We start from the raw sequence: 15,455 nt of genomic DNA on the forward strand, positions 1-15,455 counted from the left end.
GCGTTGCGCTTGTTGTTCGGTCGGTTCGAGTCGGAATTTGTAGGCTTTCAGAATTTGCATTTAGCGCTCAGTGTGTAGCATTATTGCCATATCTATTAAGCCCGATTGAGTGACAGAATGCAATTCACTAAAATTAATAAATCACGTCATGAGGCCTACGTTTTGCACGTACATTTGGTGTTTATCACCAAGTATCGAAAGCCGATATTGGGGGAACTGTATCACGCCTCCTTCAGTCAGTGTGCGGCAGAGGTTTGCAGAGATTTTGGTGCGGAACTGAAAGAGTGTGACGGAGAGGCTGATCATGTTCACATGCTGATAGAGTACGCGCCAACGGTGCAGCTATCGGTACTGGTGAACTCGTTAAAGGCGGTCACATCAAGGCGACTGCGTAATGAATTTCTGGACTTGAGAGGTGCTTACAGCAAACCCGTACTCTGGTCACGCTCTTACTTTGCGGGCTCTTGCGGCGGAGCACCGTTGGAGGTGATCAAGCAATACATTCAAAACCAGCGGGGCTGACGCCCCGGCGAAATTCCCCTCCCACCTACGTCGGAGGGAGTCCCCTTTCGCATTTAAGATGGCATTATCGTCATTCACGATATTCCATATGAAATTGCCAAGCACCGTAATCACCCCCACCAGGACGCCATTCACGTGGCAGGCTGGGTCAGCCTGTTCACCCTGCACGTGCTCTGGCCCTTCCTCTGGATCTGGGCCACGATTTATCGCCCCGATCGCGGCTGGGGCTTCTCGCAACGCCTACAACATGACGAGACAGAGATCAGCGCACTCAAAGAGGAGCTGGCAGCACTGCAGGCTCGCATGACCACGCTCGAACAGACCGACAAATAGGTAACGCCCCATGGACCTGCTACTTATTCTCACCTATACGGCCCTCTGCATAGGTATTTTCAAGATCTTCAAGATCCCGCTCAACAAGTGGACCGTGCCGACCGCCGTGCTAGGTGGCGTCATCATCATCGGCACACTCATCATGCTGATGAACTACAACCACCCCTATTCCGAGCTGGCTCGCAACTATTATGTCTCCACCCCGGTCGTGCCCCTGGTCAAGGGACGTGTCACCGACGTCCCGGTCAAGCCCAACCAGCCGGTCAAGAAAGGGGATGTGCTGTTTCGCATCGACGCTGAGCCCTTCCAGGAGAAGGTCGCCAGCCTGACGTCGCGCCTCGCCTCCAACACCGATTTTCTGAAGGCTCTGGACGCCCGCCTGCGCTCCGCCACCCTGGACAGGGATCGCGCCCAGGAGCTGATGCGACGGGGCATCGGCAAACAGCGCGACCTCGACGTCACCCAGGCCAACGTGGATGACATCGTCGCCCAGATTGATCAGCAGAAAGCAACCCTCAATGACCTGAGTGCCCAGCTCAACATCGCCAAGTACGATCTGGAGCAGACCGTGGTCTACGCCCCGAGTGACGGTCATGTCGTGCAACTGGCATTGCGCCCGGGCATGATTGCCGCCCCCTTCATGTTCCGCCCCGTGATGACCTTCATTCATGAAGATGCCAATGCCTATGTCGGCTGGTTCTGGCAGAACAGCATGCAGCGGCTCAAGGCGGGTGACGAGGCCGAAGTCGTGCTCGACGGCATCCCGGGTCGCATCTTCAAGGCCAAGGTGCAGTCCGTTATCCCGGCCATGGCACCGGGCAATATCCAGGCACAGGCGGGTCTTATCGATCAGACTTCGGCCCAGGTACCGGGTCGCCTGCCCATCGTGCTCGAGATCACCGATCCCGAGTGGGCAAACTACCAGGTGATCGCGGGTTCCAGCGGTCAGGCCGCCATCTATACCGAGCACTTCCACCACGTGGCCATCATGCGCAAGATCCTGATGCGCATGGGTAGCTGGCTCAACTACCTGTTCCCCTTCCACTAAGCAAATCTGCTTATTGCCAACGGGCCAGCCTGATGCTGGCCCGTTTCATTTGGGATGGCGCCCTGCCCGCTGCATTTTGCGCGCAAGATCCCTATAATGGCGCCACCTCGCACCGGCCAGTCTCCCCATGTTCGTCCTCAGACCCTATCAAACCGACGCGGTCAACGCCGTCATCAGCCACTTTCGCAAACACCCGGATCCCGCCGTGGTGGTACTGCCCACCGGGGCCGGCAAGAGCCTGGTGATCGCCGAACTGGCCCGCAAGGCCCGTGGCCGGGTGCTGGTGCTGGCCCACGTCAAGGAGCTGGTGGAGCAGAACCACGCCAAGTACGAGGCGTGGGGGCTCAAGGCCGACATCTTCGCCGCCGGGCTGGATCGCAAGGAGGCGAGCGCCCAGGTGGTGTTTGGCTCGGTGCAGTCGGTGGCGCGCAATCTGGATGCCTTCGACGGGGCTTTTTCGCTGCTCATCATCGACGAGTGCCACCGGGTCTCGCTCGATGACGACAGCCAATACCATCAGGTGATCGAGCATCTCAAGGCCGCCAACCCTGCCCTCAAGATCCTCGGGCTCACCGCCACCCCCTATCGGCTGGGGCTGGGCTGGATCTACCGGCGCCACTACCACGGCATGGTCAAGAGCCACGGCGAGCGGCTCTTTGGTGACTGCGTGTTCGAACTGCCCCTGCGCTTTATGGTGAAAAACGGCTACCTGACCCCGCCGCGTCTGGTGGACGCCCCCATCGTCCACTACGACTTCAGCAAGCTGGTGCCGCGGGAGAACGGCCTGTTCAGCGAGGCGCAGCTCAACGGCGAGATCAGGCGCCAGGAGCGGGTCACCCCCCATATCCTGAGCCAGGTGCTGGAGTATACCGCCGACCGGCAAGGGGTGATGATCTTCGCCGCCACCGTCGAGCATGCCCGGGAAATTCATGGCCTGCTCGGTGCCAGAGGCCAGCAGGCCGCCCTCGTCACCGGCGAGACGCCGGGACCGGAGCGCGACGCTCTAATCAGTGCCTTCAAGGCGCGCGAGCTCAAGTTTCTGGTCAACGTAGCAGTGCTCACCACCGGTTTTGATGCCCCCCACGTCGACCTCATCGTGATGCTGCGTCCCACCGAATCGGTGTCGCTCTATCAGCAGATTGTGGGACGGGGCCTGCGCCTCTCACCCGGCAAGAGCGATTGCCTGGTGCTCGACTACGCAGGCAACAACTTCAACCTGTTTGCCCCCGAGGTGGGGGAGCCCAGGCCCCACGCCGGTACCGAGCCGGTTCAGGTACCCTGCCCCGCCTGCGGCTTTGCCAACACCTTCTGGGGCAAGACCGACGAGGATGGCAAGGTGATCGAGCACTACGGCCGCCGCTGTCAGGGACTGTTTGAAGATGACGAGGGCAACCGCGAGGAGTGCGACTACCGCTTTCGCGCCAAGATCTGCCCTGGATGCGGCGCTGAAAACGACATCGCCGCCCGCCGCTGCCAGAGCTGTGACCAGCTGCTGGTGGACCCTGACGACAAGCTCAAGGAGGCCCTCAATCTCAAGGACTGCATGGTGATCCGCTGCGCCGGTTTGACCCTGAGCCCTGGGCGCGGCAAGCAGGGGGAGCGGCTGGAGGTGACCTACCACGACGAGGATGGCCTGACCCTGACGGAGTACTTCCCCTTTCACTCCCGGGGTGCACAGCGCTTGTTTCAACAACGCTTTGTGCGTCATCATTGGCCCGCCCCGGGCCTGGAGCCCGAATTCACTACCCTGGCGAGCGTGATGCTCGCGGCAGACCAGTTCCGTCACCCGGATTTCGTCATTGCCCGCAAGTCGGGACGCTTCTGGCAGGTGAAGGAAAAAATATTCGATTACGAGGGGCGTTACCGGACTGCCAACGCCCCGGCCTGACCCCATGGCAGGCGATACCCGGCAGTCACCCGGTTTGATTATCGGGGCGGTTTCTGATGCCGCCCTTTCGTTCAGTTAGAGGATCCTATGCAGCGGCTGTTGATTGGTTTTTGTGCTCTCTTTTCTCTGGCGGTCCAGGCCGCCCCGCTGACCCCGCCCAAGGGGGGCCAGTACGCCGTCATCGTACAGGGCAACAATGGGGTGGAATTTGCCCGTCACGCCGATGACATGATAGCCCCCGCTTCCACCATGAAGGTGCTCACCGCGCTCGCCGCCCGCCTCGAACTCGGCGCAGACTTCCGTTTCGCCACCGACATCCAGGCCCAGCCCGGCGCCAAACAGGGCACTACCATCAACGGCGACATCTGGATCAACTTCGTGGGCGACCCGACCCTGTCGCGCATGGATCTGGTTGCCCTGTTCAAGCAGTTGGGCGTCACCCGCGTTCAGGGCAACGTCTATGTCAACACCGGTGCCTACAACGGCTATGAGCGTGGCAACGGCTGGTCCTGGGGGGATCAGACCCTCTGCTTCGCCGCCCCCGTCTCCTCGGTCATCATCGACAAGAACTGCGCCTACGGCACCATCACCGCCACCCAGATTGGCAAGCCTGCGGTGGGCAACGTGGCCACCGGCGTGCCCATCGGCATCGGCGCCGACAACGTGGAGGTGATGAGCTATGGCGACATGGCGCGCCAGTTCTGCGCTCTGGAAGTAGACATGGCCAAGGGCAACTTCTACGAGCTCAAGGGCTGCATCACCCCGAACAAGGAGCCACAAGGGCTGCGCTTTGCCATCCATGACGTGGAGGCCTGGGGCTGGGACAACATCCGCTGGGCCATGAACCGCGCCGGGATCAGCCACGACGGCCTGCTGCGGGTCACCCATCAGGCCCCTGTCGGTGCCCAGACCCTGGCGACCCACTACTCTGTCTCCCTGCCGGTGATGCTCGCCAAGATGTTGAAAAAGTCCGACAACCTCTACGCCGATACCTTCCTCAAAACCGTGGGGCGTCACTACTACAACAAGCCGGGCAGCTATCGCAGCGGCACCATGGCGGTGCGCGCCATCCTGACCAAGCACGGCATTGACCTTGGCAACGCCACCCTGGCTGACGGCTCCGGCCTCTCCGCCCACAATCTCATCAGCGCGCGCCAGATGTTGTCGGTGCTTAACTTCATCCAGAAGAACGATGCCGAGCTCGACTTCATCAAGCTGCTGCCAAGCTCCCAGGTGGACGGCACCCTGGCCTGGCGACGCAGCGTCACTGCCCCCATGATGAAGAACAAGGTGCACGCCAAGACTGGTACCATCACAGGTACGTCGAACCTCGCCGGCTTCATCGACACCGCCGGTGGCCAGCGCAAGGCCTTCGTGATGTTCCAGCGCGGTCTCTCCCAGGATCCGGCGACCCACGAGCGCTACCGCGCCAGCAAGGCGCCCTGGCCCTGGACCGTCTTCGAAAAAGGCGTGCTGGAGAGCATCTACCAGCAGCAACCCATCCAGATCGTCGAGCAGTGAGACCGACGGGCTGTCTTGCCGGCAAGGCAGCTCCACTCCCCGACCTTGGGGCGAAACAGGGATGCCGGCGCCGTCATCAACAGTGGGCGCAATCGGAGATGGCGAACGTAAGCATCGCTATTTTCAGCTTTGACTGACAGGGCGCCACGGCTATGCTGTGCCCAGCCTCATCTCAATGGCCTTCTTCAACGGCTTGTTTAATGGAGAGAAAAGATGTTTGTAGAGATTTTTGGTCGTCCCGGTTGCCCCTATTGCGTGCGTGCCAAGCAGATTGCCGAGCAACTGACCGAGGAGCGCGATGACTTCGAGTTCCGCTACGTGGATATCAACGTGGCCGGGCTGACCAAGGACGATCTCGCCGCCAAGGCGGGCAAGCCGGTCACCACTGTGCCGCAGATCTTCCTGGATGAGCAGCACATCGGCGGCTGCACCGATTTTGAGGCCTATGCCAGAGCCAATCTGGGTCTGTAAGCCCCGACACCATGAAAAAAGGCGCCTCTGGCGCCTTTTTTCATGTCGCCAAGCCTGCCTCAGGCCACCGGCGTGAAGCGGCTCACCACCTGTCCCTGATGTTCAATCCACTCGATGAACATGGCGACGGGGCGGGCATAGACCTGACCATTCTGTTCGGATTGATAGATCACCAACTGCTCCTGGGTTTCGGTGTGCAAGGCCAGGGCCAGAACCTGGTAATAGCCCCCCTTGAAATGGCGGTAGCGACCGGTGGCGGGTGCCTGCATGAGTGAACCTCGAGAGCGGAAAGATGAGCCCCCGTGCCTGCGTGCTCCCCTGGCAGACCGACGGGTCGGGGCCTTTTTTACCCCAGCCAATCGTGCCAGATGGGGGAGATATTTCAATACACTCATGTTGCTTTATGAATCTGCTCCTCATCTTTCACTGATCTACCAAAGAGAGGCAAACGATCATGCTGAATTTAACATTTCAACAACCCTGTTTCAGGGGTAAATATCAGGGATTTATTCCATAAATTAGATTGTTCTAGCATTCAATTCTGTGAAGAATAGGGGCAGAGAAATTTGATACTAAAAACAGCTTTTCTGCCAACGCGCCCCACGGGGAAGGAATCACGCTCACCATGTTCACTATCGACAAGTCGCACAAGCTCGACGATGTCTGCTATGACATCCGCGGCCCGGTGCACAAAGAAGCTCGCCGTCTCGAAGACGAAGGTCACCGCATCATCAAGCTCAACATCGGCAATCCGGCCCCGTTTGGCTTCGAAGCACCGGAGGAGATCATCAAGGATGTGATCCTCAATATGCCCCAGAGCCAGGGCTACTGCGACTCCAAGGGGCTGTTCTCGGCCCGCAAGGCGGTGATGCAGTACTACCAGCAAAAAGGGATGCGCAAGGTCGACATCGACGACATCTACATCGGCAACGGTGCGAGCGAGCTCATCGTGATGGCGATGCAGGCGCTGCTCAACAACGGCGACGAGATGCTGGTGCCCTCCCCCGACTACCCGCTCTGGACCGCGGCCGTCACCCTCTCCGGTGGCCATGCGGTGCACTACCGTTGCGACGAAGGGGCTGACTGGTATCCGGATCTCGACGACATCCGCGCCCGCATCACCCCGCGCACCCGCGGCCTGGTGCTGATCAACCCCAACAACCCGACCGGCGCCGTCTACGGCAGCGAGTTCCTGCTGGAGGTGATCGAGATCGCCCGCCAGCACAACCTCATCATTTTCGCCGACGAAATTTACGACAAGATCCTCTACGACGACATCTCCCACACCAGCGTCTGCACCCTGTGCGACGATGTCATGGTGGTGACCTTCAACGGCCTCTCCAAGGCCTACCGCGCCTGTGGCTTCCGCCAGGGCTGGATGGTCATCACCGGTCCCAAGGGTCGCGCCAAGGGCTACATCGAGGGGCTGGAGATGCTGGCCTCCATGCGGCTCTGTGCCAACGTGCCCATGCAGCACGCCATCCAGACCGCCCTTGGGGGCTACCAGAGCATCAACGAACTGATCCTGCCGGGGGGTCGCCTGCGTCGCCAGCGGGACAAGGCCTGGGAGCTTTTGAACGAGATCCCCGGGGTCTCCTGCGTCAAGCCCAAGGGGGCGCTCTATATGTTCCCGCGCCTCGACCCCAAGGTGTACGACATTCGCGACGACCAGAAGATGGTGTTCGACCTGCTGCAGCAGGAGAAGCTCCTGCTGGTGCAAGGCACCGGCTTCAACTGGCCGGCACCGGATCACTTCCGCCTGGTGTTCCTGCCCCGGGAAGAGGAGCTGGAAGAGGCCATCGGTCGCCTCGCCCGCTTCCTCAAGGGCTACAAGCAGTAAGCAAGGCTCATGAAAAAGGCTCCCTCGGGAGCCTTTTTGTTGTCTGTCGTTTTCTATTCGCGCCATCAGCCGTGCAGCAGGGCCCCGGCCACCAGTACCACCATGGTGATGAGAGCCGCCCCGATGATGAAGGGCAGCACCCAGCGCACGAAGCGATCGTAGGGGATCCTGGCGAGCGCCAGCCCCGCCACCAGGTGAGCGGCGGTGGGGGCGAACAGGTTGATCCAGCCGGAGGCGGACTGATAGGCGGTGATCACCAGATCCCGCGAGATGCCGGAGAAGTCCGCCAGCGGCCCCATCAACGGCATGGAGACGGTCGCGAGCCCCGAGGTGGAGGGAATGAAGAAGCTCAGGATGATGTGCACCAGATAGGCCATCAGGATGAAGACCGACGACGACAGCCCGCTCACCAGTCCCTCGGCCCAGTGCAGTATGGTGTCGATGATGACGCCGTGCTCCATCACCACATAGATGCCGCGCGCCACCGCTACCACCAGGGCAACCCCGATGAGATCCCGCGCCCCGTTCAGGAAGGTCGCCACGTAGTTGGACTCCGGCATCCGGTTGATGAGGGCAATCAGGATGGAGGCGCTGAAGAAGAGGGTGGAGAGCTCGTCGAACCACCAGCCCAGGGTGGGCAGCAGATCGATGCCCAGATCGGACCAGGGCACCACCGCATAGATCATCAGCAGGAAGGTGCCGAAGAAGACCAGCATGGTGAGCTTCTGCTTGCCGCTGAAGGCGAGGTTGCCGCTCTTCATCTGGGAGAACTCGTCGTCATAAACGATGTCGGCCAGCACGGAGCGGGACTTGTCCTGCTGCACCTGCCTGGCGTAGCGCATCACGAACCAGGAGGCGAAGATCACCAGCAGCAGCCACTGGATGACCCGCAGCCCTATCCCCTCACCGATGGGGATACCCGCAAAGCCGGAGGCGATGCCGGTGGCAAACGGATTGACGGTGGAGGCGAGCACCCCAACCCCGGAGCCGAGCAGGATGAGCCCCGCCGCCACCATGCGATCGAAGCCCGCCGCCATCATCACCGGCACGATGAGTGCCCAGAAGGCCACCGTCTCCTCCGCCATGCCGAAGGTGGAGCCCCCGAGGGCGAACAGGGCGATCAGCACCGGGATGAGCAGCCGCTCGCGCCCGGCGAAGGTGCGCACTATGGCCCCGACCCCGGCATCCAGCGCCCCGCTCTGCATGGTCACCGCCAGAAAGCCGCCGATGATGAGTACGAACAGTGCTACGTCCGCCGCCTTGTGAAAGCCCTGGATGGGCGCCTTGAGCACATCGAATACCCCCTGGGGTTGGGAAGGGAGCTCGGTGTAACTGCCGGGTACCGGCAGCAGTCGCTCGTCACCGCTGTAGTCGGCCACGGCCGCCGCAGCCACCGGCTGCTGGGTCTTGGCCGTCACATAGTTGTATTTGCCCGCCGGCAGCACCCAGGTGAGGGCCGCCATCAGGGCGATGATGATGAAAAGCAGGGTATAAACCGTGGGGAGCTGGCGCTTCTTGGGCGCCTCATGGGATGTGGTCATGACTTTCGTACCTCGGCGGTGCCGTCTGTGATCCGGACAGCGCAAGCCTAGCGGGTTTGTTCGGGGAAAAAGGTGATCGCGGATAATAAACCTGAGGCAACAGGTTGAGTCTGCTGCAAAAAAACAGGGCCCCGCAGGGCCCTGTCTGTGCTGACGACCGACTTACAGCTCGACCACGTCGAATTGCACGTCCGGATTCACGTCCGCATCGTAGTCCACCTCGTCCAGACCGAAACCGAACAGGCGCAGGAACTCCTGCTTGTAGCCGGTGTAGTCGGTCAGTTCACTGAGGTTCTCGGTGGTGATGGAGGGCCAGAGATCACGGCAAGTCTGCTGCACGTCTTCACGCAGTTCCCAGTCATCCATGCGGATGCGGGCCTGCTCGTCCAGCGCCATGTCGGCGCCGTACAGGCGGGTGCGCATCATGCGGTCCACCTGCTCCATGCAGCCCTCGTGAATGCCCTTCTCCTTCATGATCTTGAAGGCCATGGAGATGTAGAGCGGCATCACGGGAATGGCAGAGGAGGCCTGGGTCACCACGGATTTGAGCACGGCCACGTGGGCGGTCCCCCCCTTGGCAGCCAGATCGCCACGGATGGCGGTGGCGGCGCGGTCCAGATCTTCCTTGGCTCGGCCCAGGGTACCATGCCAGTAGATTGGCCAGGTCAGGTCGGTACCGATGTAGGAGTAGGCCACGGACTTGGCGCCGTCAGCCAGCACACCCGCATCGCGCAGAGCCGCCATCCACAGTTCCCAGTCCTGGCCGCCCATGACGGTGATGGTGCTCTGGATCTCTTCCTCATTCGCCGGCTCGACGGTGGCGGTGATGATCTGATCCTTGTTGGTGTCGATGGCGGTGGAGGTGTAGACCTCGCCGATGGGTTTGAGGGCGGAGCGCACCACTTCGCCGGTGTCCGGCAGCTTGCGCACCGGAGAGGCCAGGGAATAGACCACCAGATCGATTTGACCCAGATCCTGCTTGATGAGCTCGATCACCTTGGCACGGCACTCGTGGGAGAAGGCATCGCCATTGATGCTCTTGGCGTAGAGGCCGGCCTCTTTGGCGGCCTTGTCGAAGGCGGCGGAGTTGTACCAGCCGGCGGAGCCCGTCTTGGTCTCGGAGCTCGGCTTTTCGAAGAAGACACCGATGGTAGCAGCTCCGCTGCCGAAGGCTGCGGCAATGCGGGAGGCCAGACCATAGCCGGTGGAAGCGCCGATCACCAGCACCTTCTTGGGGCCATTCTCGATGGCGCCCTTGGCTTGGGTGTAAGCGATCTGGCGACGAACATTGGCTTCACAACCGACCGGGTGGGTGGTGGTGCAGATAAAGCCGCGAACCTTGGGTTTGATGATCATGTGTTGTCTCTTATCCGTTTGATGGATGAAATCGGGGCATAAGATACCTCATTGCGGCCCGTTATGGTGCTCTGATGTGTTGAACTGCGGGGAAACAGGCAGGGATCCGTCCCTTTGTGCCGCCATGGCACACCCATTGCGCAGGGGATCTACCCCGCCATGGACCAGAGAGAGGCAACGTGAGGACCGGAATGTCACACCCGGAACGAGGCCGTTGTCTGACCTTGCGCCATGTACTAGTGTGCAAGGAAGAGGATTCAAGGAGGAGTCTATGTCACGCATGCTGGTCATCTCTCTCGCCTGCCTGGGGCTTGCCACCGTCCCCGTTGTCCAGGCGGCTGTCTATCAATGCGCCCGCGATGGGCAGATCACCTTCAGCGACATCCCCTGCAGCAGCGACGCCAAACCCATGGCACTCAATGTCTATACCCCCTCCCCCGAGGCGGTGGAGCAGGCGGCCAACCAGACCCGGGAGATAGAGCAGAGCCTGGCGAACGGCCAGAAACAACGCCAGGCCGAGGCGCTGCGCACCGAGATCGAGGCCAAAAAGCAGAAGATGAACAACGAGATGACCCAGAGCACGGAGAACAAGGCAAGATCCCGCAATGTCTCGGCAGAGATGCAGTCGGTCACTACCCGATATCAGAAAGAGATTGAGTCCCTGAACCAGAAACTCTCTACCTTGCAGGCAAAATAAACACTCCCTGTTTCGGGACAGGAAATATACCGAAGCGGCAATGTCGTCACGGGTTCACACATGCCGCATATCCAAAAACTCACACCCTTGGCCGTTTATTTCTCACACCAGAGAGTCAGATAGCGGCTATTTCCAGATCCCCGCCTCCACCTATTTCACTGTGCCCATATAAGACTCATTGAATCCCCATGTAGGCCACATGGCGCGCCACTGGGTTCATATGAAGGCGATATATAGAATAGTCAGTGCCAAAAGAGGCGCCTTCATGCCAATATTCCCTGGGGCCAGGGCGGCCCAGGAGATAAATAACCCTTGTACGAGACCCCACAATTAAGAAGCCATTTATCAACATTGAAAAATAAAAAGTTAATTTGAGTTCGATGACGACTCATCAGGACGCAATGCTATTGTTAATTTACTCATATTTGGTCGTTATCCCATTCAAGGGTCTCATGGAGGAGCGCTGTCATGTTCTGGAATCAAAAAGCAAGCAAGGAAGCCAGTGAGCAAGCGGCAAGGGTGGTGGAGCTGGGGGCATTTGAACAGGCTATCCAGTTGCAGGTCCCCTTCGTCCAGTTCACCCCGGCGGGAGTGGTCACCTTCGCCAACGAGCTGTTTCTCAAGATCGTGGGATTTGAGCGTGACGAGGTGATCGGCAAGCATCACAGCACCCTCTGCTTCCCCGACGACGTCAATACCCGGGATTACGAGACCTTGTGGCAGGATCTGCGCCACGGCGTCTCCCGCAGCGGCCGCTTTATTCGCCAGTCGAAATCCGGCAAGGCCGTGTGGCTGGAGGCGACCTATTTCCCCATCGTGATCGACGGCAAGGTGGTGCGGATCGCCAAGGTCGCCTCCGACGTGACCCAGCAGCAATCCACTCTGGAGCGCACCCAGGCCCTTCTGGCAGCGCTGGACAAGTCCCTGGCGGTCATTGATTTCCAACCCGATGGCACCGTCATCACCGCCAACCAGAATTTCCTCAACTGCTTTGGCTACCGGCTGGAAGAGGTGGTCGGCAAGCATCATCGCCTCTTCTGTGGCAGCGATTTCTACCAGAACAACCCCCATTTCTGGCAGGATCTCGGCTCGGGTGACATCAAGTCAGGGCTTTTCATGCGCCTGGGTCACCGCGGGGAGAAGATCTGGCTGGAGGCCACCTACAACCCCATCTTCAACCACGAGGGCAAGGTGGTCAAAATCATCAAGCTGGCGAGCGACATCACCGAGCGGGTGGAGAAATCCATCTCCACCCGGGAAGTGGCCCAGAAGGCGTGTGCCATCGCCAGCGAAACTGTCGCGAGCGCTGCCAGGGGGCGGGAGGTCATCGACAGGGTGCTCGACACCTCCTCTCACATCAACACCTCGGTCAATGCGGTCAGCAAGCAGATAGAGCAGCTCAACCAGCAATCCAGGAGCATCGAATCCATCATCTCCACCATCAGCGGCATCGCGGATCAGACCAATCTGCTGGCCCTCAACGCGGCCATCGAGGCGGCCCGCGCCGGGGAACAGGGACGGGGATTCGCGGTCGTGGCCGACGAGGTGAGGCAACTGGCGGCGCGCACTTCCAGCTCCACCAGCGAGATCGTCACCGTCATCAAGCACAACTCGGAGATCACCTCCCAGATCACCCAGACCGTCTCCGTCGTCTCCGACAAGGCGGTGGCAGGTCAGGAGCAGGCCACCATCATCGCCGATGTCATCAAGGAGATCATCGAGGACGCCAACTCGGTGTCGGACACCGTCAAGAGCCTCTCCATCTGAGCGACAGCTGCCAATGACAACGGGGGGGCCAGGCCCCCCGTTGTCATTGCTGTCCGCCCACCCGAAACCCGCTCAGCCATCCCCCAGGAGATAATGTCTGGCTTCCTCGTCCGCCAGCGCGAGGGCGATGTCCCATAGCGCGGCGATACAGAGCCCCTCCTCCCCCACAGCCTCCTCTTCCAGCGCCTCCAGGGCTCTGGCATCGGCCAGGGTAAAGGGGGGATGGCTCAACAGGCTTTTGGCAGCGGCCAGCAAGTGCATGTCGCTCATCGGTCGGCTCCTTCTTAGGCAGCGTGTTTCCCTGCCCAGACTGTAGCCCAATGGCGGCGACTCATCCCCTGGTGGCGACTGCCTGCGCACGCTTCCTGCCGGACGGCAGCTGGCCAACCCCGATGCCGACCAGCACGGCGGCGCAGGCCACCCATTGCAGGGCCGTGAGCGTCTCTCCCAGCAGCAGATAGGCGAGCAGCAGGGTAAAGACCGGTATGAGGTTCACATAGGCCGCCGCCAGGGTCACCTTCACCTGGGTCACCGACCAGTTGTAGAGCAGGTAGGCACCCAAGGTCACGAAGGCGCCGAGGAAGAGGATGACCCCCATGTCCTGCCAGGCCCAGCTCGCGGGCCAGGGCGCACTGAAGGCAAAGGGCGCGAAGAAGAGCGTGCCGACGAAGGCCTGCAACGCCGTCAGTGTCATCACGCCGTAGCGGCTGGAGAGCTTCTTGAATACCACGGAATAGGTGGCGGCGCAGAGCATGGCGCCCATCTCCAGGCTGTTGCCGAGCAGGGCGTTGGGAGCGAACTCGTCGGCGCCCTCCCCCAACCCCAGCAGGGCGATGCCAACGATGGCGATGGCAAAGCCCAGCAGTTGGCGGCGACTCACCCGCTCTCCAAGCAGCACGAAGGCCACCAGGGCCACCATCAGGGGAAGCAGGGCACAGACCATACCGGCCTGGCCGGCACTGGTGTAACGCAGGGCGTTGACTTCAAGAAGAAAGTAGAGGCAGGGCTCAAGCGCCCCCATCAGGGCCAACCAGCGCCAATCCCCCTTCTGGTAAGTGACGCGGCCAAGCTGGCGGTAGCAGAGCAGCCAGCAACAGGACGCCACCCCCATCCGCATGAAGAGCACCTGACCGAAGGACCAGATTTCCAGCACATGTTTGAGGGCGATGAAGGAGCTGGACCAGAGCAGCATGGCCAGGGTCAGCGTCAGGACGGGTAAAGGGCGCACAATGCCTCCATCTTAAATGCGAAAGGGGACTCCCTCCGACGTAGGTGGGAGGGGAATTTCGCCAGGGCGTCAGCCCCGCTGGTTTTGAATGTATTGCTTGATCACCTCCAACGGTGCTCCGCCGCAAGAGCCCGCAAAGTAAGAGCGTGACCAGAGTACGGGTTTGCTGTAAGCACCTCTCAAGTCCAGAAATTCATTACGCAGTCGCCTTGATGTGACCGCCTTTAACGAGTTCACCAGTACCGATAGCTGTACCGTTGGCGCGTACTCTATCAGCATGTGAACATGATCAGCCTCTCCGTCACACTCTTTCAGTTCCGCACCAAAATCTCTGCAAACCTCTGCCGCACACTGACTGAAGGAAGCGTGATGCAGATCCCCCAATATCGGCTTTCGATACTTGGTAATAAACACCAAATGTACGTGCAAAACGTAGGCCGCATGGCGTGATTTATTAATTTTAGTGAATTGCATTCTGTCACTCAATCGGGCTTAATAGATATGACAATAATGCTACACACTGAGCGCTAAATGCAAATTCTGAAAGCCTACAAATTCCGACTCGAACCGACCGAACAACAAGCGCAACGCCTGCGCCAGTTGGGCGGTTGTGCTCGTTATGTCTGGAATCACGGGCTGGCAGAAACCAAACGCATTCTGGATGCTGGCGAAAAACTGCCTTCTGCCTTTGAGCTGAACAGGATGCTCACCAGTTGGAAGAAAGACCCAGAAATGGCCTTTCTGGCCGAGGCATATACCGACAACCTCCAGCAGAAGCTCAAGGATTTGCATGGCGCGTGGATGCGCTACTTTGATAAGAAACTCGCCGCCAAGGCACCCGTATTCAAGAAAAAAAGCGACAACCGCGACGCTATCCGGTTCGTCAACTTCGACAAGTATTGCCGCCTTGAAAAGGGTCGAGTGAAGCTGCCTGCCGGGCTGGCGTGGGTCAAGTTCCGTCAGTCCCAGCCAGTTGAAGGGAAAATTAAAAACGCGACCGTCAGCCAAGCAGCCGGGCACTGGTATATCTCCTTTCAGGTCGAGCAGGAGACGCTTGAGCCAATTCACCCCTCCGGCTCAATGGTCGGGCTAGATGCGGGGATCGCCAAGCTCGCAACCCTGTCAGATGGCACGGTGTTTGAGCCCGTCAACAGCTTCAAAACCAATCAGATCAAGCTGGCAAGGCTCCAACGCCAGTTGAGCAAAAAGGTAAAGTTCAGCAGCAACTGGAAGAAACAAAAAG

Annotated in this window: 16 protein-coding genes; 10 read left to right on the plus strand and 6 right to left on the minus strand. The window is 60.0% G+C overall.

What is annotated here, in order from left to right:
• Positions 1-117: 117 nt before the first annotated feature.
• From tnpA (J9892_RS21905) to J9892_RS21930, 6 genes are all read left to right on the plus strand, one after another.
• Entirely contained in the window at positions 118-522 is a 405-nt protein-coding gene (tnpA, locus tag J9892_RS21905) for an IS200/IS605 family transposase (RefSeq protein WP_069785515.1), read from the plus strand.
• Between the two features lie 63 nt (positions 523-585).
• Positions 586-855: a DUF3302 domain-containing protein gene (locus tag J9892_RS21910; protein WP_041201542.1), complete on the plus strand. Its 270-nt coding sequence runs from the start codon at positions 586-588 to the stop codon at positions 853-855.
• A gap of 10 nt (positions 856-865) precedes the next feature.
• Positions 866-1,903, plus strand: coding sequence for an HlyD family secretion protein (locus J9892_RS21915; RefSeq protein ID WP_210538993.1), 1,038 nt, complete (start codon positions 866-868; stop codon positions 1,901-1,903).
• 127 nt (positions 1,904-2,030) lie between these two features.
• Positions 2,031-3,791, plus strand: a complete 1,761-nt coding sequence (locus J9892_RS21920; protein ID WP_210538995.1) for a DEAD/DEAH box helicase — start codon at positions 2,031-2,033, stop codon at positions 3,789-3,791.
• An 87-nt stretch (positions 3,792-3,878) separates the two neighbouring features.
• Complete coding sequence (gene dacB / locus J9892_RS21925) at positions 3,879-5,312, plus strand: D-alanyl-D-alanine carboxypeptidase/D-alanyl-D-alanine-endopeptidase (protein ID WP_041215429.1); 1,434 nt, start codon at positions 3,879-3,881, stop codon at positions 5,310-5,312.
• A 213-nt stretch (positions 5,313-5,525) separates the two neighbouring features.
• The gene (locus J9892_RS21930) at positions 5,526-5,783 is read left to right on the plus strand and encodes a GrxA family glutaredoxin (RefSeq protein WP_010674029.1); all 258 of its coding nucleotides are present in this window, start codon (positions 5,526-5,528) and stop codon (positions 5,781-5,783) included.
• A 59-nt stretch (positions 5,784-5,842) separates the two neighbouring features.
• Here J9892_RS21930 and J9892_RS21935 read toward each other — a convergent pair whose 3' ends face one another.
• Positions 5,843-6,052 (minus strand): DUF1653 domain-containing protein, encoded by a 210-nt coding sequence (locus J9892_RS21935; protein ID WP_210538997.1) that lies wholly within the window; start codon positions 6,050-6,052, stop codon positions 5,843-5,845.
• A gap of 356 nt (positions 6,053-6,408) precedes the next feature.
• Between J9892_RS21935 and J9892_RS21940 the strand changes: the two genes are divergently transcribed.
• Entirely contained in the window at positions 6,409-7,623 is a 1,215-nt protein-coding gene (locus J9892_RS21940) for a pyridoxal phosphate-dependent aminotransferase (protein WP_005302243.1), read from the plus strand.
• Positions 7,624-7,688: 65 nt separating this feature from the next.
• Here the strand turns inward: J9892_RS21940 and J9892_RS21945 are convergent, their stop codons facing one another.
• Both J9892_RS21945 and fabV read right to left on the minus strand, forming a co-directional pair.
• Positions 7,689-9,164 carry a YfcC family protein gene (locus J9892_RS21945; protein ID WP_210538999.1) on the minus strand — a complete coding sequence of 492 codons (1,476 nt, stop codon included), beginning with the start codon at positions 9,162-9,164 and terminating at the stop codon, positions 7,689-7,691.
• 162 nt (positions 9,165-9,326) lie between these two features.
• Positions 9,327-10,520 carry an enoyl-ACP reductase FabV gene (gene fabV / locus J9892_RS21950; RefSeq protein WP_041212832.1) on the minus strand — a complete coding sequence of 398 codons (1,194 nt, stop codon included), beginning with the start codon at positions 10,518-10,520 and terminating at the stop codon, positions 9,327-9,329.
• Between the two features lie 271 nt (positions 10,521-10,791).
• Between fabV and J9892_RS21955 the strand changes: the two genes are divergently transcribed.
• Both J9892_RS21955 and J9892_RS25265 read left to right on the plus strand, forming a co-directional pair.
• A complete protein-coding gene (locus tag J9892_RS21955; protein ID WP_210539001.1) occupies positions 10,792-11,217 on the plus strand; it encodes a DUF4124 domain-containing protein in 426 nt (141 codons plus the stop codon).
• A gap of 468 nt (positions 11,218-11,685) precedes the next feature.
• Positions 11,686-12,984: a methyl-accepting chemotaxis protein gene (locus tag J9892_RS25265; protein WP_210539003.1), complete on the plus strand. Its 1,299-nt coding sequence runs from the start codon at positions 11,686-11,688 to the stop codon at positions 12,982-12,984.
• A 72-nt stretch (positions 12,985-13,056) separates the two neighbouring features.
• Here the strand turns inward: J9892_RS25265 and J9892_RS21965 are convergent, their stop codons facing one another.
• The 3 genes from J9892_RS21965 to tnpA (J9892_RS21975) all read right to left on the minus strand — a co-directional run bounded on the left by J9892_RS21965 (position 13,057) and on the right by tnpA (J9892_RS21975) (position 14,686).
• Positions 13,057-13,254 (minus strand): hypothetical protein, encoded by a 198-nt coding sequence (locus J9892_RS21965; protein ID WP_039038678.1) that lies wholly within the window; start codon positions 13,252-13,254, stop codon positions 13,057-13,059.
• Between the two features lie 61 nt (positions 13,255-13,315).
• Positions 13,316-14,212, minus strand: a complete 897-nt coding sequence (locus J9892_RS21970) for a DMT family transporter (protein WP_210539004.1) — start codon at positions 14,210-14,212, stop codon at positions 13,316-13,318.
• A gap of 69 nt (positions 14,213-14,281) precedes the next feature.
• On the minus strand, positions 14,282-14,686 hold the full coding sequence (gene tnpA, locus J9892_RS21975) for an IS200/IS605-like element ISAs26 family transposase (RefSeq protein WP_102948226.1): 405 nt from the start codon (positions 14,684-14,686) through the stop codon (positions 14,282-14,284).
• 57 nt (positions 14,687-14,743) lie between these two features.
• Here tnpA (J9892_RS21975) and J9892_RS21980 point away from each other — a divergent pair.
• The coding region (locus J9892_RS21980; protein ID WP_210539006.1) for an RNA-guided endonuclease TnpB family protein at positions 14,744-15,455 on the plus strand (712 nt) is incomplete at its 3' end.

This window comes from Aeromonas sp. Prich7-2 (genome assembly GCF_017939255.1).
GTDB classification, from domain to species: domain Bacteria; phylum Pseudomonadota; class Gammaproteobacteria; order Enterobacterales; family Aeromonadaceae; genus Aeromonas; species Aeromonas caviae.